The sequence below is a fragment of the Thalassovita aquimarina genome (genome assembly GCF_018219815.1).
Taxonomy (GTDB): Bacteria; Pseudomonadota; Alphaproteobacteria; order Rhodobacterales; family Rhodobacteraceae; genus Thalassobius; species Thalassobius aquimarinus.
Window position 1 is genome coordinate 1 of record NZ_JADMKU010000004.1, and the last position, 26,401, is coordinate 26,401.

Here is a 26,401-nt window from a genome sequence, read left to right on the forward strand (position 1 = left end):
ACAGGTGCCCGAAGGTCTTCCTCTCCGCAATCGCGCTCGCTGCAACCGTCATCTATTGGCTATGAGTCCTGACCCTAGAAACGAACCTATCATTGTACCATTTCAAGAGCCACTACTTTGAGATCAAGCCCTCCCCCGCAAGGGCGCCAATTCGAAATTCCTGCCTCCTGCCAGCACAAAAGAAAAAGGGCGGGGAAAACCCCGCCCAATTGAAGCGTTTTACCGCGTGTTTTTTTACTTCAGTCTCACCGCGTGAACTTCTTGTACTTGAGCCGTTTCGGCTCCAGCGCGTCCGGGCCGAGGCGGCGCTTCTTGTCTTCCTCGTATTCCTCGAAGTTGCCCTCGAACCATTCGACATGGGCGTCGCCCTCGAAGGCGAGGATGTGGGTGCAGATCCGGTCGAGGAAGAAACGGTCGTGCGAGATGACCACGGCGCAGCCGGCGAAATCGACCAGCGCGTCTTCAAGCGCGCGCAGGGTTTCGACGTCGAGGTCGTTGGTCGGTTCGTCGAGCAGCAGGACGTTGCCGCCTTCCTTCAGAAGCCGCGCCATGTGGACCCGGTTGCGTTCACCGCCCGACAGCAGCGACAGTTTCTTCTGCTGGTCGCCGCCCTTGAAGTTGAACGACGAGCAATAGGCGCGGGAATTGACCTGGGCGTCGCCCAGTTCGATCAGCTCGGCGCCGCCGGAAATCGCTTCCCATACGGTGTCGTTGTCGTTCAGGTCGTCGCGGGACTGGTCGACATAGGACAGTTTCACCGTGTCGCCGTATTCCACCGTGCCCTCGTCGGGCTGTTCCTGGCCGGTCAGCATGCGGAACAGGGTGGTCTTACCGGCGCCGTTGGGGCCGATGACGCCGACGATGCCGCCGGGCGGCAGGTCGAACGACAGATCCTCGATCAGGAGCTTGTCGCCCATGTGTTTCTTGAGCCCGTTGACCTCGATCACCTTCGATCCCAGACGCGGACCGTTGGGGATGACAATCTGGGCGCGGGTGATTTTTTCGCGCTCGGACTGGTTGGCCAGATCGTTATAGGCCGCGATCCGGGCCTTGGATTTCGACTGCCGCGCCTTGGCGCCCTGGCGGATCCAGTCGAGTTCGCGTTCCAGCGTCTTCTGCCGCGCCTTGTCTTCCTTGGCTTCGTGCGACAGCCGCTTGGCCTTCTGTTCCAGCCAGTTGGAATAATTGCCCTCGTAGGGGATGCCGCGGCCGCGGTCGAGTTCCAGAATCCAGCCGGTGATGTCGTCGAGGAAATAGCGGTCGTGGGTGACGATCAGGATGGTGCCCTTGTAATCGATCAGGTGCTGCTGCAGCCAGGCGATGGTTTCCGCATCCAAGTGGTTGGTCGGTTCGTCGAGCAGCAGCATGTCGGGCGATTCCAGCAGCAGCTTGCACAGGGCCACCCGGCGCTTTTCACCGCCCGAGAGCGAGGTCACGTCGGCATCATCGGGGGGGCAGCGCAGCGCCTCCATCGAGATATCGACCTGGCTGTCCAGATCCCACAGGTTCTGGCTGTCGATCTCGTCCTGCAGCTTGGCCATCTCATCGGCGGTCTCATCCGAGTAGTTCATCGCCAGGTCGTTGTAGCGATCCAGGATGTCCTTCTTCTCGGCCACGCCCAGCATGACGTTGCCGCGCACGTCGAGCGACGGGTCGAGTTCCGGTTCCTGCGGCAGGTAACCGACCTTGGCCCCTTCGGCGGCCCAGGCTTCGCCCTGATAATCCTTGTCGATGCCGGCCATGATCCGCATCAGGGTCGATTTACCCGAGCCGTTGACGCCGACGACGCCGATCTTGACCCCGGGCAGGAAGTTCAGGTTGATGTTTTCAAAACATTTCTTGCCGCCCGGATAGGTCTTGGAGACGCCGGACATGTGGTAGACATACTGGTAAGAGGCCATCAGGGTCGCTCCGTTGCAGGGAATTCACGTTGGACGGTGTGATAGCTGAGTGCAGGGGTGGGGGCAATGCTTGCCATACAGTGGCACAAAGGGACGACTATGACTGATAGTATCGAATTTTTAGAGATGCATTTAACGAGTGAAGACAGGAAAAAACTCGGCAAAGAAGTAACCTCAGCCTTCCTTGTGTTAGCTCTAGCAGCAGATGAAATAATGCAACTTCAACATCTGTGGCTCATGTCGATGGAACCGCATCCGGATCATCCCGCTTTCCGCAAGGTGGCAAGGGCCAGATCGCATATGCTGCTTAGAATGCTGAACCTAAAAGTTGTAGAAGCGGTCAATGCCCAAGGCGGGTTTCAAAAAGCTTTAGGGCGTCGATACAATAAGAAGCCACTAAGTGAAATAAAAACAAGCATATCCGAAATCTGGCGACGGAGGACGAAGCAGTTTACCGATAGCGAATATTTTGTGCTGGCAAAGTATATGAGAAACCACCTTGGTGGTCACTGTCCAACATCTGAGGTTGAGAAATGGCTGGATAATATTTCAAGTTCCTCGGAAGAACGCTTCCTATTTCACCGAACGAAAGCAAATTCGGTTTTTCCCGCTGTGGATGATATGGTGTTCGGAGCATTCTTGAACACCCAATTTGTTGAGGCCTACGGTTCAGGAACACCTCAAGAAAAGTTCGAGGGCTACCTAAAATGGCTAGCACCTGCTGCGAACCACGTGGTCAACGCATTCCATGAGATGGCTGGTGAAATTTTTATAAGGCTTCTCAACAAAGCACGCGACAACTTGGTACAGTACTCTTGTGACGAGGAATTTATCGCTGACTCAGCGAAAATGAAACTACCCTTAATGTACTTGAGACAAGATGACCGCTAGTGAATCCGCTTGAATTTATGGAGTCTCCTTAGACTTTCCTCTCACAACCGCTTCTCGAAGAAATGATCCGGGTAGGGGTCGTCGTTGAAGCGCTCGATCTCGGTCCAGCCGGTATTGCGGTAGAGCGCCACCGCCTCGGGCAGGGCCGAGTTGGTGTCGAGCCGCAGAAGCGCGATGCCGAGGTCGCGGGCGGCCCCCTCGGCGGCCTCCATCAACCGTCGGGCGAGGCCCAAGCCGCGCGCGGCGGGGGAGACCCAGAGCCGCTTGATCTCGCCGTAGCCCTTGTCGGTGCCCTTCAGCCCGACGCAGCCCAGCGGCAGCCCGTCGGAACGGGCGATCAGGAAGCTGCCGCGCGGGGGCATCATGTCGGTGGCGTCGGGGTCGCAGCTGAGATTGACGTCGAAGCCGGTTTCGAACCGGCGGCTCAGTTCGGCGTAGTATTCGCCGAGGCAGTAGACGGCGTCGTCGCTGCGCGGATCGGCCTCGGCCAGGGCTATCCGGTCGCGGCCAAGCGCCGAGGCGACGAGATCCATCGCCGCCAGCAGCGCCTCGGGCTTGGGGTGGCGTTCCAGCAGGGCGCGGGCGCGATCATCGGACAGCGCGTTATAGGCGGCCTGTTCCGCCCTGCCCTTTTCGGTCAGCCGGGCGATGCGGCGGCGGCCATCGGCGGGGTCCCTGTCGAGTTCCAGCAGTCCTTCTTCCTGCAACGATTTCAGCAACCGGCTGAGCAACGCCTTTTCCAGATCGAGGTAATCGCGGATCGCTTCCAGATCGGTGCCGTCCGGGCCGATGGCATGCAGCACGCGGGCCGGCCCGAGCGGGCGGCCACGCCCCAGGAAGGATTGATCCAGCGCGCCGGTTTCGCGGGTGACGGCACGGTTGAAGCGGCGGATGCGGGCGACGGGGTCTTGCGGCATGTTCGTTGACTCGAGTAAACTATTTTTAATTCACCTAAAACAACCATTTCCGCCCGTCAAGCCGCGCATGGGCGGTTGACAGCGCGCGCCGCGAAAGGCCAAGGAAACGCGATGCGTTACGAATTGCCATATGCGCGCGCCGGACAGGTGATCGGGCTGCTGGGTGGGTCTTTCGACCCGGCCCACGAAGGCCATGCCCATATCACCCGCGAAGCGCTGAAACGGTTCGGCCTGGACCAGGTGTGGTGGCTGGTCAGCCCCGGCAACCCGTTGAAACAACAGGGTCCGGCGGATTTGCGGCGACGCATGGACCATGCGCGGCAGGTGATGGATCACCCGCGCGTCGCGATCAGCGATTTCGAGGCCCAGACCGGCACCCGCTATACCGCCCAGACCATCGCGCAACTGCAGCAGCAGCGGCCCGACCTGAATTTCGTCTGGCTGATGGGGGCCGACAACCTTGTGCAGTTCGACCAGTGGCAGGACTGGCGGGACATCATGGCGCGGGTGCCCATCGGCGTGCTGGCGCGGCCCCGGCAGCGGATTTCGGCGCGGGCGTCGAAAGCGGCGCGGGTGTTCCGCGACTACCGGCTGCCGGCACGCGACAGCCGCAGGCTGGGCCGCTGCCCGGCGCCGTGCTGGTGTTTCCTCAACGTGCCGATGGTTTCCGTGTCATCAACAATGATCCGCGAACGGGGCGATTGGGGCTAATTTGACGACGGCGCGTGGTTTGCGGCGCTTGTCCCTGAGCCGCGGCTGGGGTTAGGCTCTGTTGCATGGTTCAGACGGTTTCACGACGCAGTTTCTTCGCCCTGCTCGCCGCGTTTTCGGCGGGTCCGGCGCTGGCCGCGCCGCCAGCGGCATCGCTGCGGCCCGTACTGCGCCCGAAGGGATTGCACAAACAGGGGGTTCCGGCCGCCGAGGCGCTGATCCGCGCCTCGGGGCTGAGCGGACAGGTCGGTTTCGCGGTGGCTGACACCGGCACCGGCAAGGTCCTGGAAACCCGTGTCGATACGCTGGGATTGCCCCCGGCGAGCGTGACCAAGTCGATCACCGCGATGTACGCGCTGGAAAGGTTGGGACCGGAACACCGGTTCGAAACCCGCCTGATCGCCACCGGACCGGTGGAAAACGGCGTCCTGAAGGGCGATCTTGTGCTGGCGGGCGGCGGCGACCCGACCCTGGACACCGACGGGTTGGCGTCGATGGCGCGGCAGCTGAAGGCGGCGGGGGTGCACGAGGTGCGCGGCAATTTCAAGGTCTGGGCGGGCGCCCTGCCCTATATCCGCACGATCGACAACGGCCAGCCGGATCATGCCGGCTACAACCCGGCGATCTGCGGCCTGGCGCTGAATTTCAACCGGGTGCATTTCGAATGGCGCCGGGCTGGGTCCGGCTGGGGCGTGACGATGGATGCGCGCAGCCGCAAGTACCGCCCCGAGGTGGCGGTGGCGAAGATCGCGGTGAAGAACCGCAAGGTCCCGGTCTACACCTATGAACAGCGCGGCGGCACCGATCACTGGACCGTGGCGAGCGGGGCCCTGGGCAATGGCGGCGCGCGTTGGTTGCCGGTGCGGCGGCCGGACAAATATGCCAGCGACGTGTTCCGCACGCTGGCCCGCGCCCATGGCATCGTTCTGAAGAACGAAAGCGTGTCGGCGACGCTGCCCGAGGGACAGACGCTGGTGAGCCACGAGAGCCCGGCGCTGCGCGAGATCCTGCGCGCGATGCTGAAATATTCCACCAACCTGACCGCCGAAATGATCGGGATGACGGCGACGACGGTGGCGGGCGACAAGCCGGTTTCTCTGGAAGCATCGGCTGCCGCGATGAGCCACTGGGCCAAGACACGGCTGGGCATGAAGAACGCGCGGTTCGTCGATCATTCCGGCCTTGGCGGCACGTCACGGATGAACGCGGGCGACATGGTGGCGGCGCTGAACACGCCGCTGGCGAAGGAGCAACTGAAACCGATCCTGAAACAGATCCCCCTGCGGCACGAGGACGGCAAGCCGAACAAGGCGCATCCGCTGACGGTGGTGGCCAAGACCGGGACGCTGAATTTCGCCAGCTGCCTTGCCGGGTATGTCACCGACAGGAACGGGACCGAGCTGGCCTTTGCCATCCTCACCGCGGACCAGCCGCGGCGCAACAAGCTGAGCAAGAGCGAACGCGAACGCCCCCAGGGCGGGCGCAGCTGGAACCGCAAATCGAAGCGGCTGCAGCAGAAGCTGCTGGAACGCTGGGGGGCGATGTACGGGGCGTGAGCCGGGGCGGCGCCAGTCCGCGGGATGGCGCAACCACCCTTTTAGAATGGCAGTTTATGGTCGCCAAACCCGCGCGTCCCATCAGCATCCGAGCAAGTCCCTCCAAAGCGCCAGCCCGGGGGGCGGACTGGCGCTGGCCCGGCGGCCTTCGGCCTTGTTCCGGGCCGTGGCTCTACTCGGAAATCAGCCGCTCAGGTGGCGGGCACGGGCGCCGCGTTCGATCGCGGCGGCATGCAGCCGGTCGATATCCAGCTCATAACGGATTTCTTCGAGCAGGCGCAGTTCCGCTTCGGGGATCATGCCGTCGGCGGCCGCCACGTCGCAGGCCAGCGCATAGCCCGTTTCATAGAGATGTTCCGGCAGGTTGTCGCGAATCAACCCGAACAGCGCGTCGAGGCCGTCTTCTTCCGAAAACAGGTCGAACACGGTCTGCGCCATCTGCTGCATCCGGTCGATGTCGTAAGCGGCGAAGACCGGCAGGTGGTTGACCGCGTTCTGGATCTTCAGCAGTTCGGCGGTCCGCATGTTTTCATCCGAGGCGGACATGGCGATCATCAGCGCGACGAGGCAGTCTTGGGGACTGAGCGGATGAGCGATCGGTTCGGTTTTCATAGTCTACGCCTTCCAGGGACACATGTTGCACGGGCAGAATATTGACTGCGCCGCGCCGCCGCAATAGGAAGCGTCGGTCTGCCGCGCATGGGGCGCGGGCGGACCCTGACCTGTTGGAGATAACCGATGTCCGAATTGCGTGACGCCGCCCTGAAATCGAAAGCCTGGCCCTTCGAGGAGGCCCGCAAGCTGGTGAAGCGTTACGAGAAACAGGCACCCGCGAAGGGCCACGTTCTGTTCGAGACCGGTTACGGACCCAGCGGGTTGCCGCATATCGGCACCTTCGGCGAAGTGGCGCGCACCACGATGATCCGCCGCGCCTTCGAATTGATCAGCGACATCCCGACCCGGCTGATCTGTTTTTCCGACGACATGGACGGCATGCGAAAGGTACCGGAAAACGTGCCGAACCAGGAACTGCTGCACGAAAACATCCAGAAACCGCTGACCGCCGTGCCCGACCCGTTCGGCGAATACGACAGTTTCGGCGACCACAACAACGCGATGCTGCGCCGGTTCCTCGACACGTTCGGGTTCGAATACGAATTCTACTCGGCCACCGAATTCTACAAGTCGGGCCAGTTCGACGAGGTGCTGAAGCGCGCCGTCGAACGCTATGACGACGTGATGAAGGTGATGCTGAAGAGCTTGCGCGAGGAGCGCCAGCAGACCTATTCGATCTTCCTGCCGATCCACCCCGAAACCGGCCGCGTTCTCTACGTGCCGATGAAGGAGGTGAATGCGACCGACTACACCATCACCTTCGACGACGAAGACGGCCGCGAATGGACCCTGCCGGTCACGGGGGGCAACGTGAAGCTGCAATGGAAGCCCGATTTCGGTGCCCGCTGGGCGGCGCTGGACGTGGATTTCGAAATGTACGGCAAGGACCATTCGACCAACACGCCGATCTATGACCGGATCTGCGAAATCCTCGGCGGCAAGAAGCCGGAACACTTCACTTACGAGCTGTTCCTGGATGAAAACGGCGAGAAGATTTCCAAGTCGAAGGGCAACGGGCTGACCATCGACGAATGGCTGACCTATGCCTCGACCGAGTCGCTGTCCTATTTCATGTACCAGAAGCCCAAGACCGCCAAGCGGATGCATTTCGACGTGATCCCCAAGGCGGTGGACGAATATCACCAGCAGCTGCGCGCTTTCGAGGGTCAGGACGCGGCGCAGAAGGTCAACAACCCGGTCTGGCACATCCATAACGGCAACCCGCCGGCATCGACCATGGTGGTGCCGTTCTCGATGCTGCTGAACCTGGCGTCTGTTTCGGGGGCCGAGGACACCGAAACCATGTGGGGCTTCATCCGCCGCTACGCGCCCGAGGCGAGCCCCGAGACCAATGCCGATATGGATCAGGCGGCCGGCTTCGCGGTGCGCTATTACAACGACTTCGTCAAACCGACCAAGGTGTTCCGCGCGCCGACCGATCTGGAACGCGAGGCGCTGCAGGAACTGCGCGACAAGCTGGCCGTCTGGGACGGCGGTCTGGATGCCGAGGAACTGCAGGGGCTGGTGTTCTCGGTGGGCCGCGAACGGTTCGACCCGATGCGCGACTGGTTCAAGGCGCTGTACGAGGTGCTGCTGGGGGCATCACAGGGTCCGCGCTTCGGCGGCTTCATCGCGCTTTACGGTGTCGAGGAAACCATCGCACTGATCGACAAGGCGCTGGCGGGCGAGCTGGGCTGAGCCCGGCACCCTGCCGACCACACCTCCTTCCCGGACCCAAGCGGTGCGCCCTTACAGGGCGCGCCGTTTTTGCTCCGCCCAGGGGCGAAGCGGATTGGGGGCCTGCCCCCAATCCGCCGGGGTATTTTCGCCAAGAAAAAGCGTGAAGGCGCTTACATGCTTGTTCTTGGCCCCGATACTCCCGCCGGAGGCTAACTTCTCCGTATCAGCAGTTCCAGCGAATTCCCACGCCTTTTAAACCTGGTTTAATCCCAGTGGATTAGGGTTCGCACGGCTTCCCACAAGGTTTCGGGAAGCCTTGAAGCTGCATGTAGATACGGAGGTAGATAAAATTTGAGACTTTCAAACAGGCTGACAGCAGCGGAGGTGAAGAGCCTTCCCTCAGGGAAGTACGCGGACGGCGAAGGACTATGGCTTGTCAAACGGCCCGATGGCGGTGCGCAATGGACGTTTCGATTCACACTATGGGGCCGCTCCCGAGAAATGGGTCTCGGTTCTCTCCGTCACGTGCCCCTGCGAGAAGCCCGTTGCGCGGCAGAGGATGTTCGCAGACAGGTCAGGTCCGGGATCGATCCGATTAAAACCCGAAGGATCGAGCAGGGCAAACTGAAGCGCGTTGAAAGCACGCTTGGCGCCATCGCCGAGGCGGCCTACGGGGTGCATCGCAAGACGCTGAAGCACAATGGCGATGACGGCAAATGGTTCAGTCCGCTTCGGCTCTACATCCTGCCCAGATTGGGGAAGATGCCAATTGCGAAGATCGACCAGCACGATCTGAAGGATGCTTTACAAAACATTTGGCACGATCGGCGCGAAAGCGCGCGCAAGGCTCTGTCCCGATTGACGGTGGTCTACCAGCACGCGGTCGCGCAAAATCACGATGTCGACCTGCAAATTATCGAGAAGGCCAGGATCCTTCTCGGTAAACCAGCACAGCAAAACCGGAACATCCCTGCAATGCTCTGGAGTGAGGTTCCAAGCTTTTACAGGACGCTTAGCGACACCAGCGCAGTGGAGCTCGCCCTTCGCATGCTGTTCCTCACCGGCGTGCGATCCGCTTCCGTTCGCTACATGAAGTTCGAACAGATTGAAGGCAGTGTCTGGACGATCCCGGCTAAGAACGTCAAAGGCCGTCGAGGCCTGACGAAACCATTCGATGTTCCCTTGAGCAATGAAGCCTTGCATGTTCTGTAACTGGCACGTTCCATCGCCTCAGGGGAATTTGTGTTCTCTGGTCCGGACGGGAACCCGATCGGACCAATGGAAATGCGCAATCTAATGGTGGAACGCCATCTCGCGGCCCGTCCACACGGGTTTCGAACCTCTTTAAGAACCTGGCTGTCCGACGAAACGAATATCCAGCGCGAGGTCGCCGAAACCATTCTCCAGCACGCAGTCGGACCCGAAGTCGAGCGGGCCTACAATCGCACGAGCTACCTCGAGAAGCGGCGAGAACCAATGAAAGCATGGGCGAGGTTTGTGACGGGTAAAACCGATAAAACTTAAACCCTGCCGAAACCTCAATTTGCTAGATTTTGCTCATCATTTGATAAGGAAAACAGAAAATGAATGATCGAATTTTACGACGGCAGGAGGTTGAGGGCATCACAGGCCTTAGTCGGTCGAGCATCTACAGACTTCTGGATTGCGATCGCTTTCCAGCACCGATCCGACTGACCGAGCGCAGGATCGGTTGGCGGCAAAGCGCCATCGAAGCCTGGATCAGGGAGCGAGAAACCATCTGATTGGTTTGCGATGCCTATCATGGATTAAAGCCGGATGCCGCGGTCGCGTCATCCGGCTTTCTCTTGTCTGGCGGATCATTGGTTTCTTTCTCAACCGTTAACGGAAGCTATGAAGAAAGCCCTACCCGTTACCTATTCTTGATCACCCCTCTCCGCGCTTTGGAAACGGAATGACAGTGCCCGCCGCGGTTCCAGGAGGGCCGATTTCATTCGCGAAACTCGACATCAGGGCATCCTGAATCGACATTAGCTGCTCCAGCCTTTCGCTCTTGAGCTCACGTTCTTGGATAAGCGCAGTAGCGATCAGTTCGACCGCATTGATCTTCTTCATCAGGATGGCACGGGCCTGCGCTGACGCGTCGGACAGATGCTGCTGAATCCTGGGACGCAGCCAGGGGATGAGAGCAATGAGCCTGTCGGATTGCGACGATTGCCACACCAATCCGCCTTTTCCGAATCCAAATTCGGTTTCCATTTTGCACGCCAACATGGTCGCTTGAGCCAAGTCACTGGCGGGACCTTCACCCGCCCCACTCGCAGCCGCTCCGAATAAAAGCTCCTCCGCCACGTGGCCAGCCAGGAGAGTGCGGATTCGGGCGAGCGCGGTAGCACGGGTGTGGAAGGGAGGCTCTCGGAAAACCACCTCTCCGCCGGTTGGCGAGAGCCGGGCCACTTGAGACTTGGGCGAGCTGGCGCACCTGCTTCTCTAGGACTGCGAGTTCCTGGCGAAGGGAGGCCCTGGCTCGTAGCATTGGCCCTGTTGCGGTCTCCAGCATGGTGTCACCATCCGCCAGTTCTCGAATGCGGCTCTCGAACCTGCCACGAGAGATCGCGCCAACCTTGAGGCCGAAGTTCCGTAACAGGCCCCTCAGCGACATTTCCAAAGCGATCATGCCCTGCTGGATGGGCTTCCGGGCCCCGAGCACGGCACGGACCTCTTGCGCCGCGACTGACTTGCAGTGAACCGGACGGAACCATCCGAGGTGCAGCAAGCGCGCGATCCCTTCGGCATCGCGGCGGTCTGTCTTGATCGGCATGGCTTTCAAGGCGCCCTTCACCTGGCGCGTTTCCATGAGGACAGCATCCAATCCCGCTTCGGCCAACCCACTATGTAGCCATTGCGACAACGGGCCTGCCTCAAGGCCGATCGCGGCAATGCTTCCGTCCAGATCGCCCAACCAGTGCGCCAACGTCTCGGGTTCACTCGCAGCATCAGCCTCCTTGATGATCTTGCCGTGTTCGCTGACCACGCAAATTGCGGTCTTGGCCAGTGACGCGTCCAGTCCGAATCACACGATAGAAACCGCCGGGCGAAGTCGACCTGGGTCGTTGTCTCATGTTGCGCCTCACGCCCGGGCTGCGAGAGATGTCAGCCGAACCAGTATCAGGGTCCCTGCTGCCGCTGCGATGGCTGACCCCGAGAGAATCCCGAGCTTCGCGGCGTTGAGCATCGCCGGCTCGAACGCCAGGCCCGCGATAAACAGCGACATCGTGAAACCAATTCCTGTGAGAAAGGAACCGGCCACGACAAAGGGCCACGACAGACCGGGCCCGAGCACCGCCAGGCCGGAACGGACGGCGAGCCAGCTGAACCCAAGAACGCCAATCGGTTTTCCCAACACCAGCCCGACAATGATCGCCAAGGAGACCGATTGTCCGAAATCGGCGCCGTGAATCGTGATACCGGCGTTTGCCAGCGCGAAGATCGGCATGATTGCAAAGCCCACCCACGGGTGCAGCATCGTTTCGAGCCGTTCTACAGGCGAAAGGGATTCCGAGACCGCTCTGCCGGCCTGAAGGAGATCATGGCGGTCTGCGGTGTCTCCGCTCCAATGCTCGCCGGACGGATAGGCCAGCACACGTCCCAAAATCGCGCGCAAACGTGCATCACTCACCCAAACGCGGGTTGGCGTCATCAGTCCAAGGATCACACCGGCGATTGTCGCATGAATGCCGGAGGCGTCGAAGCTCAGCCAGATCGCGCCTCCCAGCAGGAAGTAGATCGGGACGCTTCTGACCCCAAATCGCGAGAAGCCCGCGACCACGCCAATCCCCAGCAATCCGAGCCCGAGCGCCGACCAATTCATGGTTTCTCCATAGCCGAAAGCGACGACGAGTATCGCCCCGACATCATCGAAAATCGCCAAAGAAAGCAGGAACAGACGCAGGGTTGGAGGGATCCGCCCCCCGAAAAGCGCAAGGCATCCGATCACGAACGCGGTATCGGTCGCCATCACGGTTCCCCACCCGTGGATCCCGGGTTGTCCGGTCATCAACGCGAGATACAGAGAGGCCGGCACGACCATGCCCCCCAGGGCGCCTGCGAAAGGAAGCGCAGCCTGTCGAGGATTTCTCAGTTCTCCGAGAACGATCTCCCTCTTGAGTTCGAGTGAAAGTACGAAGAAAAAGAAGGTCATCAGCCCGTCGTTGATCCAGTGGCGCAAGGAGCGGGTGAAATCCAGCGAACCGAATGTCAGGCCAATGGGCGTCTCCCAGAATGCCAGGAAAGCCTCTGCCCAACGCGAGTTGGCCAGTGCCATCGCGAGCAGCACGGCCAGGAGCAGGAGCCCACCCGCCGCCGCTTCGATCTTCAGAAAGCGGGCGAAGGGCTTCGTTATCCTGTCGGCGGCCTCATGGGGCAATTTTGCGTCCTGCTGATCGACCATGGATACTTTGTGCCTTTTCTTGTTTGCAATGGTTTGGGCCACTCTGAGCCTGAGTGCCCGGGGAGCGTCCGAGGCAACGGCTCCAACCTGCTCACCGCCTTCGAAATGAGTTCCCGCCGGCAATATTCCGGTTGATCAGTTCGGCGACGGCTCGGCGCATCTTCCTCTCGGGATCCGTGCCGAAGGCGTTCTCGTGCGTCGCTGCGGCGTCCCGGAGGATGCCTACGATCTCGCTCTCGGGAAGAAGCTCGTGATCGCTCAGGGCAGGCAGCGGCGCTTCGCGGATCGAAAGTGCAGCCAAGCCCGAATAATCCGTATGATCCCGCATCGGGGCAGTCCTTTCAACTGAAATACCTTCAGGATACGGCGGGCCTGACGAACTTCACCACCCTTTCAGAAAATGCGATATTCTGGATTGATGGCAAGCAGCCGTCGCACCGACGTTTTCGTGCATCAACAACAGTGCGGGAGAGGCCAATCAGCGCTTCCACGGCGTTCGTGGTGTATTTGATCTTCCGGATTGCCGGTTCGAAGGCGAAGAAAGGGATGACCTCTTGCCACGCCCGACGCCAGGCCGGGCCGATCGAGGGGTATTTTCCGGCCCATTTTTCTTCGAAGGCATCGAGTTTCCGGGCGGCTTCCGCAGCGGTCGGGGCCTGGTAGATCGAGCGCAAATCGGCAGCGACCGCCTTGCGATCCTTCCAGCTGCAGAAGTTCATCGAATGCCGGATCAGATGCACGATGCAGATCTGGACCGTGGTTTCCGGGAAGGCCGCCGAGATCGCCTCCGGGAAGCCCTTCAGCCCATCGACGACGGCGATCAGGATGTCCTGGACCCCGCGGTTCTTCAGCTCGTTCATCACCGACATGATCGTGTCGCGGTCCGGCCCGGGCCGGGCCAGTTCCACGAAGATGTGCGCGAACGCTCCCGTGCGCGACCAGCGAACAAAACGGTTGTAGAGCATATTGGACGGGCCATGAACCGAAGGCGCGTCCTTCCACTGTAACCCATTCTTCTTGACGTAGATTATCTCGCTCAGAACCCGCCGGTCATCAACTCGTGGCCTGCCTCGCGACTTCGGGAAGAACGGCCTCAGTCGCTCAATCTGTTCGTCCGTCAGCCAGAAATGCCGCTCATCTTGCCCCCTTCGTTTGGGGGCTTGAACCACGCAGACAGGCGGCCTCAAGCAGATTCGTTAGTCCTGCTCCTAATGATCAAACCGGACCAGCAAATGGGGGCTGACCAGGGGCGCAGCCGGACACATGATCCGTCCATTGCCCGGCAGGGCATTGCGAAGCAATGTCCCGAGAGGGTTCAGCCAGAGCCGTCCCTTCTTCGGTTGTTTCATTGGCACCTTTAGCCCCTCTCGCCGCCATAGGCGCTCGACGCGCTTGTCGTTCACCTCCCAGCCCGCATCTCTCAGCAGAGCCGCGATGCGACGATAGCCGTAACGGCCGAACTGGCGTGCCAGCTCAATCATGTCCGCGACCAGCCGTGCTTCGTCGGCCCGGCCTTGCGGAACCTTCCTCTGCGTGGATCGGTGCCGCCCCAGGACACGACAGGCGCGTCGCTCGGACAGACGGAACCGGGCGCGGAGGTGATTGATGCAAGCACGGCGGCGAGCGGGGCTCAGGGGCTCCGCCCGTTCCGGCCTGAAACGGTCCACTGGACCGTTTCCGAGACGGCCCTCACTCCCTTTGCTGCCTCTGCCAGGATCAGCTTGTCTAGCGTCAGATCCGAGACGGCCTTTCTCAGCCGTTCATTCTCCTTCTGGAGGCGTTTGAGTTCCCTGAGCTGGTCGGTTCCCATACCGCCATATTGCTTGCGCCAACGGTAATAGGTCTGTTCTGCTATGCGAACTTCGCGCATCGCATCCACGCGTGTCGCTCCCTGTCCGACAAGTACCTCAACCTGCCGCAGCTTCGTGATAATCTCTTCTGGCTTGTGCCGTTTCGTAGACATTATGGTCCTCCGTTTTCCTAAACATAACGGCGGACCACTTCAGTGGGGGAAGACCAAAATGACCCGAGCAGTTCGGTTAGTCTGACGATGCCCGGACGGCGCCTTGCGCTTCCCCCTCCGTCGTCGCCTCTTCAGATTTCTCATCCATGATGGCACCGTAGCCCGAGACGATGTCGAGCAGTTCCGAGGTGATCGCCTCCTGCCGGATCCGCCGGTGCACGATGTGCAGATCATCGATCTTCTCGGCAATGCTGTGGTCGGCCGCCTGCATGGCCTTGAGACGCTCGGCATGTTCGGCCGTCTGAGACTGGATGATCGCGGTTGAGACGCGGGCAAACAGGAGCTGGCGCACCAGCACGCGAAAGAGCGCCTCCGGCGCACCGACTGGGACAGGCAGGCGGCGCGACGGCCAGCGGCGCATGCGCAGCCCGGCAAGCCAGACCGGATCGAGTGGCAGCAGGGGGGCCTGCACCGGCGTAACCGCCCCGTTATCGCCAGGGCGGTGGTGAAACAGCACCAGCCGAACCACGCCCTCGCTCTCCTGCCAGTGATCGAGGCGGGTCAGCACCGCATCCACCGTGCGCGAGAGCGCCTCCAACGTCGCGGGGGCCTGCTCATGGCCGTCCGGCGGCTCGGCCTGGGCGCGCCAGCTTGCATCTGCACGCGCCCCGATCGTCAGTACGAGGCGATTTTCGGCCGCGGTGTCGGCCGTGGCAAGGTTGCTCAGTGCGAAATCCACGAGCTTTTCGTTGAAAGCTCCGCAAAGGCCGATTTCGGAACCAACCAGCATCACCGCGGTGCGGCCGTGCCCGCGGGCGGGAGGTTCGGCCTCGGCACCGTCGCGCGCGCGTAGGACGACCTGCAGGCCCATCTCAACCGTCTCCAGGTAGCGCGCCATCGCCTGCTCGGCCAGTTCGTAGCGGCGGATGGCCACCGACGAGATCGTCTTCATCGTGCGCACCACCGATTGCAGCTCCTCGGCGCTCTCGATGTGACGGGACAGTTCCTCGAGCGTGGCCATCACACCTCCTGGCCGAGGGCCGCCCGCGCCGCGGACAGGATTGCCGCCCGCCGCGCGCCTTCGAGAGGGGCGCCGGCCGCGATCTCTCCGGCTTCCCCGGTTGCGTTCACCGCATTGGTGACATGAGCGGCGGCCGCCTCCATCCCGTCGATGGAAACGGAATCGAACACCCCCTCGGTCACGGCCAGCAGCAACGCGATCTGATGGGCGACGGGCAACGGTGCCGCCTCGTTCTGCTTCAGCGCCTCGCGCACGCGCCGGCCGCGTTCCAGCTGGCGGCGGCTGTCGTCGTCCAGCCTGGCTCCGAACCGCGCAAAGGCTTCAAGCTCTTCGAACTGGGCATAGGCGAGCTTGAGCGGCCCGGCCACCGCGCGGAAGGCGGGCAGTTGCGCCTTGCCGCCGACGCGCGAAACCGAGCGGCCGACATCCACCGCGGGCAATTGCCCGCGCCGGAACAGCGTCGGCGAAAGGTAGATTTGCCCGTCGGTGATGGAAATGAGATTGGTAGGGATATAGGCCGACAGGTTCTGCGCCTGCGTCTCGATGATGGGCAGCGCGGTCAGCGACCCGCCGCCGGCACTGTCGCGCAGTTGGGTGGCGCGTTCCAGGAGCCGGGCGTGAAGGTAGAAGATGTCGCCCGGATAGGCCTCGCGCCCCGGTGGGCGCCGCATCAGGAGCGACAGCTCGCGATAAGCACGCGCGTGACGGGTCAGGTCGTCATAGACGATCAGCACGTCGCGCCCCGCGCGCATGAAGCTTTCGGCGATCGCGGTCGCGGCATAGGGGGCGATGTATTGCAGGCCAGGCGGCTCCTCGGCGGCCGCCGTCACCACCACGCAGTTGTGCATGACGCCGCTTTCGCTCAGCCGGGCGACCACGCGCGCGACCGCGTCGCCGCGCTGGCCGATCGCGCAATAGACCGAAACGACCCCGGTCCCCGCCTGGTTCCGGATCGTGTCGAGCGCTACCGCGGTCTTGCCGGTCTGACGGTCGCCGATGATCAGTTCGCGCTGGCCGCGGCCGATCGGGACCAGGGCGTCGACGACCTTGATCCCGGTCTGCAGCGGACGGGCGACAGGCGCGCGCTCCATGATCGCGGGGGCCGGCCGCTCGACCGGCCCGGTCCGGTCGGTGGCAACGGGTCCACGCTCGTCAAGCGGCCGCCCGAGCGGATTGATCACTCGACCCAGAAGCGCGTTCCCGGTCGGCACCGAGGCCACGCGCTTGGTCCGCATTGCATGGTCGCCGGGGCGCAACCCCCTCGGGTCATCCAGCAGAACGATCCCCACCTGTTTCAGCGTCAAATCCAGCGCCAGGCCTGTCGCCCCGCCCTCGAAGGCGATGATTTCGTTCGAGGATACCTCGGTGAAGCCCTCAACGTATGCCACCCCGCGCAGCACACGGGTGACGGTGCCCCGTTCCAGAGAAGACAGGCGCGGGGCACGGGCGCTTCGGCTCTCGATCTCGTCGAAGAGCGCGTCAGCAATTCCCTGCAATGTCATGTCTCGTCCCCCGGCGTTACGCGGGTGTCAAGCAGGGCAGCGACATCGGCTTCGAGCATGTCGAGATGTTCACCAAGGGTCCAGCCGATATGGCGCGAGCCGACCGCCAGGACGATGCCGCATTCCAGTTCTGCCTCTTCACGGAAGTCGATGTCGACATCCTTGTGCAGCACCCGGCCGACCGCCTCGGCCGCCAGCGTCCGCGCCTCGGGCGACAATGGGAAGGAGGAAAGGACGAGCGGCGTATCGCCGTGACCGGCTGCGGTTTGCAGATGCTGCAACTCGTCGGCGTCGAGGGTGGAAAGGCGCCGGGCAAAGACCCGCGCGATCCGATCCACCAGATCCTCGTCGGCCATCTCGGACAGGGCGCGGCGGGCCAGCGTCACGAAGGCCTCGCTGGCGCGGCGGCGCAGCCGGTCGAGAAAGGCGGCCTTTTCATCTGCGAGTTGCTCCTGCCAGGCCGTGCGGCGCAAGGCAAGATCGTCGCGGACCTTCACGGTCATCTCGGCCTTCAGGATCTCGGCCTCTTCCTCGACCGCCTCCAGGCGGGCGGCCCGCGCCTCTTCTATCTGCTGCAGGGCTTCGCGATGCGCCTGCGCCTCGGCGTCGGCTTCGGCGCGCGCGGCTTCGGCCTCGCGCAGGCTGCGACCGACCTCCTCCTCCCGCGCCTTCAATGCGCGGCCCAACGGGCGGTAGAGTACGCGCTGGAGCAGCCAGATCAGAACCAGGAAGTTCACGATCTGGGCGGACACCGTGAGCCAGTCGATCTGCACTGATCAGTTCCCCCCGGCAGTCTTCGCGGCCTCGATCACCCAGGTCCAGAACGGGTTGGCGAACAGCAGGATCATGGCCACGACGAAGCAGTAGATCGCCGTCGACTCGATCATCGCGAGGCTGACGAACAGCGTCCGCGTGATCGTATTCGCCTCGTCCGGCTGATGTGCGATGGCTTGCAGCGCCTGCGCGGCGGTCCGCGCCTCGCCCAGGGCCGGGCCGATCGAACCGATCGCGATCGTCAGACCGGCGGTCACAATCGAAACGGCAGCGATGATGGTTATGGCATCCATTCAACGTTTCCTTTCCGTAGGTGTATCATGCGGGCCGTCTCCGTCTGCGGCGGGACGGTTTTCGGCGGCGCCGGGTTCCTGCCCGCTGGCCGAGACGATGTAGACCATGGCGAGAACGGCAAAGATATAGGCCTGGATCACGCCGGTCAGCAGGCCGAGCAACTGAAGCACGACCGGGAAGAAGAATGGCACGACCGACAGCAGGATCGCCACCACCACGGTGCCGCTCATCACGTTGCCATAGAGGCGCACGGCCAGCGCGATCGTCCGCGAAATCTCGCCGATCACGTTGAACGGGGCCATCAGCGGCGTCGGCGTGATGTAACGGCGCAGATACCCCAGCACACCGTTGTCGGCGATCCCGTAAAGCGGAACCGCGACCAGCACGCACAGCGCAAGCGCGACCGTGGTCGACAGCGAACCGGTCGGCGACATGAAGCCGGGAATGACGCCCAGCAGGTTGGAGACCAGCGTGAACAGGAACAGCGTTCCGATGAACGGCAGATAGCGCCCGGGATCATCGCCGCCGATCGCCCGGATCTGGTTGCGGATCATCTCGATGAACAGCTCCACCGCCAGCCGCCACCGCGAGGTCGGAGTCGCCGGGCCGATCCGCCAGGTCGCCAGCCGCCCAGCGATCACCAGAACGGCCATGACGATCCAGCTGTTGACGATCGTCGCCGAAACCGGCAGATCGCCAAGCGGGCCGGCCGGCAGCAGGAACAGGATCTGACTGTCTGGCGAAATCTGCATCGCGTCACCTCCGGGTCCGCTGGACGCGCCGAAGGATCAGGGTACGGGCCAGCGCAAAGCCGCACAAACCGGCGACGAGGGCAAACCCCGGCTGCGGCGCCAGCCAGGCCACCGCGGCAAAGCCGGCCAGGACGAGACCCAGCCGCAGCACCGCACCACCGAGCAGCGCACCGACGCCGCCACCCTTTCCCAGCCGTTCCGCGGCGCGTCGCAGCAGCATCAGATGCAGCGCGGCAAGCGCCATGCCTGCAAACACTCCGAATATCAGTTCGCCGCCGGTCGCCAGTGTCATCGCGCGTCTCCCCCGCCATTGCCGTGCCCGCCGCTGCGGTTCACCCACCACCACGCATTCAGGCATCCCAGCCCCACGCCGGCCAGGAGCCCCATCACCGTCCAAGACGGCGCACCGGAAAAGACCTTGTCCAGCCAATGCCCCAAGGCCACGCCCGCAAGTGTTGGAACCGCCACCGCCCATCCCACAAGCCCGAACATGCCGAAACCGAACCAGACCGTGTGCCGGCCTTCCTGCCGCGCCCGTTCGTGCCGCTCGGCCTTGCGGCCGACCGTCTCCTCCAGATTTTCGTCGGACTCGCTCATCGCTCGAACTCCAGCATATGGCGGATGGCCCCGGTCTCGAGCCGGGCAAGCGCGGTACGGGCCTTGCGCTCGTGGTCGTCGAGGTCGACAAAGCGATCCGCGATCTCGGCCCGGAGCGAGGTCAGGTCATCGCTCTCGAAGGCAGCGAGGACCGAGACATGTACATTGATGCCGCACTTGACCAACACGCCCTCATCGATGCCCAGAAAACGTTCCTCGCCCGCGGCGGTGACATAGACCAACAATCCCGGCACCAGCGCTGCGGCGATGTCGAGATGGCGCGGCAACAAGCCAAAGTGCCCCTCCGGTCCTTCGGCCACAACCTTGGCTGCGGCGGCGTTCACCAGCCGCGCGGTCGGGACGAAGACTTCGAGGTGCATGTGCTTGGGGGGCAGGATCATTCGTCCCCCCTGACGACTTCTTCGATCGGTCCGATCATGTAGAGATGCCGTTCGGGCAGGTCATTGAACGCCCCCGACAGGATCTGGTCGCAGCCCTCGATGGTATCCTCCAGCCGCACCCGGCGGCCCGGCGCGCCGGTGAACTGTTCGGTGGCGTGAAAGGGCTGGGTGAGAAAACGCTCCAGCCGCCGTGCCACCGCGACGGTCCGGCGGTCATCGACCGAAAGCTGTTCAAGCCCCAGCATGGCGATCATGTCCTTGAGGCTTTCGTATTCCGCCAGCGTACGGCGCACCGCGCGAGCGACCCGTTCATGGCGCGCGCTGACGACGCCGGGGGTCAGCATCTTCGAGGTCGATTCCAACGGATCGACCGCCGGAAAGAGCCCCTGCGCAGCCCGCTTGCGCGACAGAACGACCGAGGCCGAGAGATGACCGAAGACATGGGTCGCGGCGGGGTCGGTGAAGTCGTCGGCGGGCACATAAACCGCCTGGATCGAGGTCATGGCGCCCGAAGGCGTAGAACAGATCCGTTCTTCCAGCTCGGCGATTTCGGTGGCGAGCGAGGGTTGATAGCCCACCCGCGACGGGATCTGACCAAGCAGGCCCGACACCTCCATCCCCGCCTGGACGAAGCGGTAGATGTTGTCGATCAGCACCAGCACATCGGTGTTCATCTCGTCGCGGAAATGCTCGGCCACCGTCATCGCAGCGTGGCCGACGCGAAACCGCACTGCGGGGCGCTCGTTCATCTGGCCGAAGACCATGACGGTGTTGTCCAACACCCCGGCCTCGCTCATTTCACGGTGGAACTCCTCGGCCTCGCGGGAGCGTTCGCCGATGCCGCAGAAGAGGCTGACGCCCTGATAGACGCCCGACATGTTGTAGATCATCTCGGCGATCAGCACCGTCTTGCCGACGCCCGCGCCGCCGAAAAGCCCCGCCTTGCCGCCGCGCTCGATCGGGCAGAGCAGGTCTATCACCTTGATCCCAGTCTCGAAGATCTCCGCGGTGGTGATCCTTTCGCTCAGCGCCGGCGGCGCCTGCTGGATCGCGCGGCGGGGCGCATCCGTCAGGGGCGGCCCGCCGTCGATCGGTTCACCGAAAAGGTTGAGCATCCGCCCGAGCGTTGCCCGCCCCACCGGCATCTCTATGCCGTGACCGACGGCCTGCAACCGGGCACCAAGAGCCACCGCGCGCCCGGCGGACAACACCAGCCCCCGCGCCACCCCGCCGCCGGGAAGTGCCGCGATCTCGACACGCAGATCGGGGTCATCGAGCCCGGTGAAAAGGTCTTGCGCCCTGGGGGGCTGCCCGTGGAACCGCAATTCGACGATCTGCCCCGACACGCGGATGACATGTGCAGCGGCGGCGTCAGCCGCGCTGGCGATCGCAGTATCCGTCGCAGTATCCGCCATTTCCGTCGTCGCCTTTCCAATGGCTTTGTTCGTCAGCCCTTTGCCGCAACAGCGCGCCCGGACGGGGAACTGGAGAGGATCGATCGCCTGGTAATCGACGCAACGTCTGGCCAGCCGTATCCCGATTGCGCCCGGCACTGGTTTCGGCCGACATGAACAGGGTGCACATATCTTGCCCGTTCGATACAGCCCCCTTGGCCCGGCCTCCGGCTTCAATACCCTCATCATAGGCAAAATTCGCGGCACCTGTCACGCAGCCATTCCGGCAAGCGCCATGCTGGTTGATCACGGAACCGCCTGCGCCACCCGAGTGCCTCGCCACGGTCCTGACCGGCCCGGTGGCGTTAACCCCCACCGTTCTCGGAAAGTCTGTGTGACCTTCACCGGGGTCAGCGGTTAGGTGTAACGCCCGCAACTGGACAGATGGCCATAATCCGCAACGATGGTCTGACACTCAGTTCACCCCTTGCGCCGGCCGAGCCGTCGACAGCTGACAGCGCTACCGTCACCGAACGCGGGTCCAAATGAACGTCTCTCCCCATTCGGGGAAGATAACGTAGGCCCGCACGCACAACGTGCTATCGTCCTGGATCGACATCTGCGCTCCGTAACTCCGGCCATCGTCCGGGTTGTAGATTCGACCGCCCGTCCATCTGTTTTCGCCGGTATGGCGAAGGTTGCTGAGGACGGTAAGCCCCAGTAGGGGCCGCGAGCGTAGCGCTGGATCATCGTTCTTTAGATCGGTCAGCGGCAGGCCTTGCGCGTCGTTGGGCCATCTGAACCAGACGATTTTCCCGCACAGCCGGTTGTCGCAGGGAAAAATCTCGACCTGAATGCGCTTGTTTGCGTGCAGCCAGACGCCGACCGGCGTCTGACGTTCTTCCCCTACCGAGACTGTCGCCAGCAGCGCGAAGAGCAGAGCCGTGCACAACCAAACCAACATATGCCCGCAGGTCCGTTGCCCCCTCAGCGCCATTGTCCTGATCATGTTCACCCCCTTCGTGTCAGCACGATCATTCCGACCAGTATCGCCAACAGAACCACCGAAAGAACGATGGAAATGCGCGTGGCTTTCACGGCCCGATCCTTCTCCCACCAATTCGTCGGTTTGATGCCTTGCACCAGAAACGTCGTCATACCCGCCAGATTCACGCATATCAGATTCACCAGGAACAATAAAAAGGCACCCGTGGCCAGGCTTGGATGTCCGCCGCCAAGCAGCAAACCCGACGTCACCAGCGGCGGCAACAATGCAACCGCAACCATCACACCGATCAATGTTGCCGAGACCCCTGCAGTGAACGCCAGCGCGCCGGCGCAGCCCGACGCCAGGGCCAATACTATATCGCCCAGGCCCACCCGGGTGCGCGAGGCCATTTCGGACAATGTCGGATCCACGTCCAGCAGCACCCCGATGAGTACGGATAAAACCAGCGCCGCCGCAATCCCTGCCAGTGCCGTCAGCATCCCCTGCCGAAGCAGCGACAGGTCACCCAACGTGATTCCCAGCGACAACGCCACGTTCGGGGCGAGCAGAGGCGCAATCACCATGGCCCCGATGACGACCGTCACGTTGTTGTTGTACAGGCCAATGGCCGCCACCACTGTGGATAGTGCAACCATCGCCAGATAGACTCGCGACAGTCGCGCGCCGCTCTTGATGTCCTCGTACAGTTCCTCGCGACCGATCCGCTCGGGGGTTTTCTCTTTAGGCGGTTCTTCCCCGGGTGGCAATTTTTCGGACGGCGCAGCCGATTCCGGTTCTGGCTCGACCGGGGCGCGTGGCAATGTCGCTTCGATAGGCACCACCACCACCCGGTTGCCCTCCTTCCCGGTATAGCGCTTCTCCAACAAATCCAGCACCGGCTCGCTCTGTTCGGAATCCAGCAGGATGCGCACCAGAACTTCCTCGTTCTCTAACCGGATCTGCCGGTGTTCAAGCACGTTGTAGTCCTTCAGAAGCGCGCGAAGGTCGGCACTATCCTCCTCGTGCAGCACCAATTCTATCAGGCGGAGCGCCATCGGGTGTCATCCTTTCCTCGTCCGGTCACGCCACTTCGTCAACTGCGCGCCAGTCTTGTCGCTGGGCCCCGTCACGCGCCGGGGCAAGCCTGATCGCGCTACTGTCCCAGACGCATTCTGCGCATTTGGAGATACCGCGCCTGCATACGGCATCACCGTATTTGTACCCGCTTAAGCAGTTCCCAAACCGGCACTGCTGTTACGCCGCCGACCATCCCGCTCAGATAGCTTGGAATGTCCGTGTTGAAGAGCCAGCGCCACGAAAGGCCGGCCAGAAAACTCGTCACCAGCATGGTTGCGACCGTGATCAGTAATCGTTGCCAGAGCGGCATGTCTTCGCTCCTTAGTTTGTCGGGACCTCATCGTTGACGTCCCTTGCCCAAATAACCTTTTTCCTTTGCCCGCGCCTGACAGATCAAAGCCGACCCATCAAGACCAGGACCACGAGAACGATTAGGATGATACCGATGATACCGATGCCGCCATGCCCGAAGCCGTAGCCGTAACCGCCAAAACGGCCGCTGAACCCGCCAAGCAAAAAGATGACAAGGATGATGATGAGAATGGTTCCAAGTGACATAGTCGATCTCCAATTAGGGCATGCAGCCAAACAAAATGTTCCTTTAATGCTCGAATTGTATAGCACTTGATGGGCGCTCGACGAAGAACTTATGCCGATCCGGGTTCCGAACCGGCCATGATGTGATCCCCGAAAACGCCCTCGATTTTGGCTAGAGTTTTCCGTGACGAATCCTTGGCTGAGAGAGGAGCGGAAACGCATGAAAGCATCGAAGTTCACGGACGCGCAGAAAGCGTTCATCATCAAGCAGGGCGAAGAAGGCGCGCCGGTTGCCGAGATATGCCGAAAGGCGGGGATCAGCTAGGCGACCTATTTCAATTGGAAGAGGAAGTACGCGGGGATGCTGCCCACGGACATGAAGCGGCTGCGCGCGCAGGCAAGCTTTGCTTTCGCGGGCGGTGTTTCCAGCGCGGCGATACTGTCTCGCGGGCCATCAATGGCCGTGGACCCTTGTCACGAACTCTGTCATCCTTGTCGTGTTTCGGACCCGGTAAAGTGTTGAAAGGCAATCGCGAGAAAGCATGGACGTGACCCTTCCAGACCGGATCGTCGTGGCGCAAGTCGATGCGCTACGGGCGCAACTGGCGGCGGCAGAGGCCTCGTTGGACGTGACTTTCGATCTGTCGCCGGTCAAGGTGCTGGACACGGCCGGGGCTTGGCTTCTGATCGATCTGCAGGCGCGGATCAGGAACGCAGGAGGCCGCTGCGATATCGTCGGCGCCTCGGAGGTGCACGCGGATCTGCTGGAGGTGGTGCGCGGCAACATCCCTGCCCCACCGGACGCCCGCCCCAGGCATCACGATCTGTTCGATTGGCTGGAAACCCTCGGAAAATCGACCTGGGAAGGGATCCGGAGCCTGGTCGAGATCCTGGGCTTCCTGGGAACGGTGGTGGCGCGGTTCGGCGGGCTGCTGCTGCATCCGGGGCGGCTGCGGTTCACCTCGCTGGTGCATCACATGCACGAAATCGGGCTCAAGGCGGTTCCCATCGTGTCCCTGATGGCGTTCCTGATCGGGGTGGTAATGGCGTTTCAGGGCGCGGTGCAACTGCGCCAGTTCGGGGCTGAGGTTTTCGTCGTCGACCTGATCGCGATCTCGGTGCTGCGCGAACTGGGGATCCTGCTGACCGCGATCATCGTCGCCGGCCGGTCCGGCGCGGCCTTCACCGCCTCCATCGGGTCGATGAAGATGCGCGAGGAAATCGACGCGATGCAGACCTTCGGGCTCGACCCGGTCGAAGTGCTGGTGCTGCCCCGGGTCCTGGCGATCGCGATCATGCTGCCGCTGCTGGGGTTCGTGGCCGATGTGATGGGGCTGTTCGGCGGCGCGCTGATGTCGTGGATCGAACTCGGCGTGTCGCCGGGCATGTTCCAGACCCGGCTCTATGATTCCGTTGACGTGTGGCATTACGCCGTCGGCCTGATCAAGGCGCCGTTCTTTGCCGTCATCATTGGCATCGTGGGCTGTTACGAGGGCATGAAGGTCGGCGGCAACGCGGAAAGCCTGGGCCGGCTGACATCGACATCGGTGGTGCTGTCGATCTTCCTCGTGATCGTGGCGGATGCGATGTTTTCGATCTTCTTCTCGATTGTCGGGGTGTGACGATGGACGCGCGCGAACCAATCATCGAGGTCCGCGGACTGCGCACGCAGTTCGGCGATCACGTGGTGCATGACGGGCTCGACTTGGATGTGTACCGCGGCGAGGTGCTGGGCGTGGTCGGCGGGTCGGGCACCGGTAAATCGGTGCTGCTGCGCGCCATCGTCGGCTTGCTGCGGCCCCAGGCGGGCCGCGTCGCGGTGTTCGGCACCGACATGCTGAGCGCGTCCGAAGAGGTGCGCCAGAGCGTCGAACAACGCTGGGGCGTGATGTTCCAGGACGGTGCGCTGTTTTCGTCGCTGACCGTGCGGGAAAATGTCGAGGTGCCGATGCGGGAACAGACCGACCTGTCGGCGGCGACGCGCCGGGCGCTGGCCGATCTGAAACTGTCGATGGTCGGGCTGCCGCCGAATGCCAGCGACAAGTACCCGTCGGAACTCTCGGGCGGGATGCGCAAACGGGCCGGGCTGGCACGGGCGCTGGCCCTCGATCCCGAGATCGTGTTCCTCGACGAACCCACCGCCGGGCTGGATCCGATCGGGGCGGCCGCCTTCGACGCGCTGATCACGAAACTGCAAACCACGCTGGGTCTGACGGTGTTCATGGTGACGCATGATCTGGACAGCCTGCACGCGATCTGTGACCGGATCGCGGTGCTTGCGGAAAAGCGGGTGTTTGTGACGGGCACCATGCGGGATATGTTGACGGTGGACCATCCGTGGGCTCACGAATACTTTCATGGGCCCCGGGCGCGGGCGGCCGGTTTCGGGGATTAAGGGTTT

At 62.5% G+C, this 26,401-nt stretch carries 27 protein-coding genes and 5 pseudogenes; 9 read left to right on the forward strand and 23 right to left on the reverse strand.

The features are described from left to right. Positions 1-245 precede the first annotated feature (245 nt). Positions 246-1,901 carry an energy-dependent translational throttle protein EttA gene (gene ettA / locus IT775_RS05600; RefSeq protein WP_212700112.1) on the reverse strand — a complete coding sequence of 552 codons (1,656 nt, stop codon included), beginning with the start codon at positions 1,899-1,901 and terminating at the stop codon, positions 246-248. Between the two features lie 99 nt (positions 1,902-2,000). On the opposite strand from ettA, the gene IT775_RS05605 reads away from it, so the two are divergent. After that, entirely contained in the window at positions 2,001-2,792 is a 792-nt protein-coding gene (locus IT775_RS05605; protein ID WP_212700113.1) for a hypothetical protein, read from the forward strand. Positions 2,793-2,833: 41 nt separating this feature from the next. Here the strand turns inward: IT775_RS05605 and IT775_RS05610 are convergent, their stop codons facing one another. Beyond that, a complete protein-coding gene (locus IT775_RS05610; RefSeq protein ID WP_212700114.1) occupies positions 2,834-3,709 on the reverse strand; it encodes a bifunctional helix-turn-helix transcriptional regulator/GNAT family N-acetyltransferase in 876 nt (291 codons plus the stop codon). Positions 3,710-3,820: 111 nt separating this feature from the next. On the opposite strand from IT775_RS05610, the gene IT775_RS05615 reads away from it, so the two are divergent. Together IT775_RS05615 and dacB are read left to right on the forward strand one after the other, a co-directional pair. Next, positions 3,821-4,420: a nicotinate-nucleotide adenylyltransferase gene (locus tag IT775_RS05615; protein WP_212700115.1), complete on the forward strand. Its 600-nt coding sequence runs from the start codon at positions 3,821-3,823 to the stop codon at positions 4,418-4,420. 65 nt (positions 4,421-4,485) lie between these two features. After that, entirely contained in the window at positions 4,486-5,976 is a 1,491-nt protein-coding gene (dacB, locus tag IT775_RS05620; protein ID WP_212700116.1) for a D-alanyl-D-alanine carboxypeptidase/D-alanyl-D-alanine endopeptidase, read from the forward strand. A 183-nt stretch (positions 5,977-6,159) separates the two neighbouring features. Here the strand turns inward: dacB and IT775_RS05625 are convergent, their stop codons facing one another. Continuing rightward, a complete protein-coding gene (locus IT775_RS05625) occupies positions 6,160-6,588 on the reverse strand; it encodes a tellurite resistance TerB family protein (protein ID WP_212700117.1) in 429 nt (142 codons plus the stop codon). A 126-nt stretch (positions 6,589-6,714) separates the two neighbouring features. Between IT775_RS05625 and IT775_RS05630 the strand changes: the two genes are divergently transcribed. From IT775_RS05630 to IT775_RS05640, 3 genes are all read left to right on the forward strand, one after another. Then, a complete protein-coding gene (locus IT775_RS05630) occupies positions 6,715-8,289 on the forward strand; it encodes a lysine--tRNA ligase (RefSeq protein ID WP_212700118.1) in 1,575 nt (524 codons plus the stop codon). Between the two features lie 333 nt (positions 8,290-8,622). Further along, entirely contained in the window at positions 8,623-9,483 is an 861-nt protein-coding gene (locus IT775_RS05635) for a tyrosine-type recombinase/integrase (RefSeq protein ID WP_212700119.1), read from the forward strand. A gap of 371 nt (positions 9,484-9,854) precedes the next feature. Beyond that, on the forward strand, positions 9,855-10,034 hold the full coding sequence (locus IT775_RS05640; protein WP_212700120.1) for a helix-turn-helix transcriptional regulator: 180 nt from the start codon (positions 9,855-9,857) through the stop codon (positions 10,032-10,034). A gap of 142 nt (positions 10,035-10,176) precedes the next feature. On the opposite strand, the gene IT775_RS05645 is transcribed toward IT775_RS05640, so the two are convergent. The 20 genes and pseudogenes from IT775_RS05645 to IT775_RS05740 form a co-directional block, all read right to left on the reverse strand. Beyond that, on the reverse strand, positions 10,177-10,707 hold the full coding sequence (locus IT775_RS05645) for a hypothetical protein (RefSeq protein WP_212700121.1): 531 nt from the start codon (positions 10,705-10,707) through the stop codon (positions 10,177-10,179). 7 nt (positions 10,708-10,714) lie between these two features. Then, positions 10,715-11,317, reverse strand: a pseudogene (locus IT775_RS05650) (IS110 family transposase); the annotation flags it as partial. Positions 11,318-11,380: 63 nt separating this feature from the next. Next, complete coding sequence (gene nhaA / locus IT775_RS05655; RefSeq protein WP_212700122.1) at positions 11,381-12,700, reverse strand: Na+/H+ antiporter NhaA; 1,320 nt, start codon at positions 12,698-12,700, stop codon at positions 11,381-11,383. Between the two features lie 91 nt (positions 12,701-12,791). Beyond that, entirely contained in the window at positions 12,792-13,028 is a 237-nt protein-coding gene (locus tag IT775_RS05660; protein WP_212700123.1) for a hypothetical protein, read from the reverse strand. A gap of 118 nt (positions 13,029-13,146) precedes the next feature. After that, positions 13,147-13,572, reverse strand: a pseudogene (locus IT775_RS21640) (IS256 family transposase); the annotation flags it as partial. Continuing rightward, positions 13,546-13,869: pseudogene (locus IT775_RS21645) on the reverse strand (transposase); the annotation flags it as partial. The pseudogenes IT775_RS21640 and IT775_RS21645, both read right to left, overlap by 27 nt. Positions 13,870-13,892: 23 nt before the next feature. Beyond that, positions 13,893-14,663, reverse strand: a pseudogene (locus IT775_RS05675) (IS3 family transposase); the annotation flags it as partial. Positions 14,664-14,739: 76 nt separating this feature from the next. Further along, positions 14,740-15,684: a F0F1 ATP synthase subunit gamma gene (locus IT775_RS05680; protein WP_212700124.1), complete on the reverse strand. Its 945-nt coding sequence runs from the start codon at positions 15,682-15,684 to the stop codon at positions 14,740-14,742. After that, a complete protein-coding gene (locus tag IT775_RS05685; RefSeq protein WP_212700125.1) occupies positions 15,684-17,186 on the reverse strand; it encodes a F0F1 ATP synthase subunit alpha in 1,503 nt (500 codons plus the stop codon). The genes IT775_RS05680 and IT775_RS05685 overlap by 1 nt, the downstream gene beginning before the upstream one ends. Beyond that, complete coding sequence (locus IT775_RS05690; protein ID WP_212700126.1) at positions 17,183-17,959, reverse strand: F0F1 ATP synthase subunit B family protein; 777 nt, start codon at positions 17,957-17,959, stop codon at positions 17,183-17,185. The genes IT775_RS05685 and IT775_RS05690 overlap by 4 nt, the downstream gene beginning before the upstream one ends. Before the next feature lie 3 nt (positions 17,960-17,962). Then, positions 17,963-18,253, reverse strand: a complete 291-nt coding sequence (locus IT775_RS05695) for a F0F1 ATP synthase subunit C (RefSeq protein ID WP_212700127.1) — start codon at positions 18,251-18,253, stop codon at positions 17,963-17,965. Then, positions 18,254-19,006, reverse strand: a complete 753-nt coding sequence (locus IT775_RS05700; RefSeq protein ID WP_212700128.1) for a F0F1 ATP synthase subunit A — start codon at positions 19,004-19,006, stop codon at positions 18,254-18,256. It abuts the gene before it with no gap. Positions 19,007-19,010: 4 nt separating this feature from the next. Continuing rightward, positions 19,011-19,298: a hypothetical protein gene (locus tag IT775_RS05705; RefSeq protein WP_212700129.1), complete on the reverse strand. Its 288-nt coding sequence runs from the start codon at positions 19,296-19,298 to the stop codon at positions 19,011-19,013. Continuing rightward, entirely contained in the window at positions 19,295-19,603 is a 309-nt protein-coding gene (locus IT775_RS05710; RefSeq protein WP_212700130.1) for an AtpZ/AtpI family protein, read from the reverse strand. Before IT775_RS05710 ends, IT775_RS05705 begins: the two co-directional genes overlap by 4 nt. Further along, on the reverse strand, positions 19,600-20,004 hold the full coding sequence (locus tag IT775_RS05715; RefSeq protein ID WP_212700131.1) for a F0F1 ATP synthase subunit epsilon: 405 nt from the start codon (positions 20,002-20,004) through the stop codon (positions 19,600-19,602). The genes IT775_RS05710 and IT775_RS05715 overlap by 4 nt, the downstream gene beginning before the upstream one ends. Beyond that, positions 20,001-21,419 carry a F0F1 ATP synthase subunit beta gene (gene atpD / locus IT775_RS05720; RefSeq protein ID WP_212700132.1) on the reverse strand — a complete coding sequence of 473 codons (1,419 nt, stop codon included), beginning with the start codon at positions 21,417-21,419 and terminating at the stop codon, positions 20,001-20,003. The genes IT775_RS05715 and atpD overlap by 4 nt, the downstream gene beginning before the upstream one ends. Positions 21,420-21,924: 505 nt before the next feature. After that, a complete protein-coding gene (locus IT775_RS05725) occupies positions 21,925-22,407 on the reverse strand; it encodes a DUF2147 domain-containing protein (protein ID WP_212700133.1) in 483 nt (160 codons plus the stop codon). A 2-nt stretch (positions 22,408-22,409) separates the two neighbouring features. Continuing rightward, entirely contained in the window at positions 22,410-23,441 is a 1,032-nt protein-coding gene (locus IT775_RS05730) for a TIGR00341 family protein (protein WP_212700134.1), read from the reverse strand. Positions 23,442-23,593: 152 nt separating this feature from the next. Further along, positions 23,594-23,773: a hypothetical protein gene (locus IT775_RS05735; RefSeq protein WP_212700135.1), complete on the reverse strand. Its 180-nt coding sequence runs from the start codon at positions 23,771-23,773 to the stop codon at positions 23,594-23,596. Positions 23,774-23,856: 83 nt separating this feature from the next. Further along, positions 23,857-24,021, reverse strand: a complete 165-nt coding sequence (locus tag IT775_RS05740; protein WP_212700136.1) for a DUF3309 family protein — start codon at positions 24,019-24,021, stop codon at positions 23,857-23,859. 199 nt (positions 24,022-24,220) lie between these two features. On the opposite strand from IT775_RS05740, the pseudogene IT775_RS05745 reads away from it, so the two are divergent. The 3 genes and pseudogenes from IT775_RS05745 to IT775_RS05755 form a co-directional block, all read left to right on the forward strand. Continuing rightward, a pseudogene (locus tag IT775_RS05745) lies at positions 24,221-24,391 on the forward strand (transposase); the annotation flags it as partial. Between the two features lie 151 nt (positions 24,392-24,542). Further along, entirely contained in the window at positions 24,543-25,622 is a 1,080-nt protein-coding gene (locus IT775_RS05750) for an ABC transporter permease (RefSeq protein ID WP_212700137.1), read from the forward strand. Between the two features lie 2 nt (positions 25,623-25,624). Further along, complete coding sequence (locus tag IT775_RS05755; protein ID WP_212700138.1) at positions 25,625-26,395, forward strand: ABC transporter ATP-binding protein; 771 nt, start codon at positions 25,625-25,627, stop codon at positions 26,393-26,395. Positions 26,396-26,401: the final 6 nt, after the last annotated feature.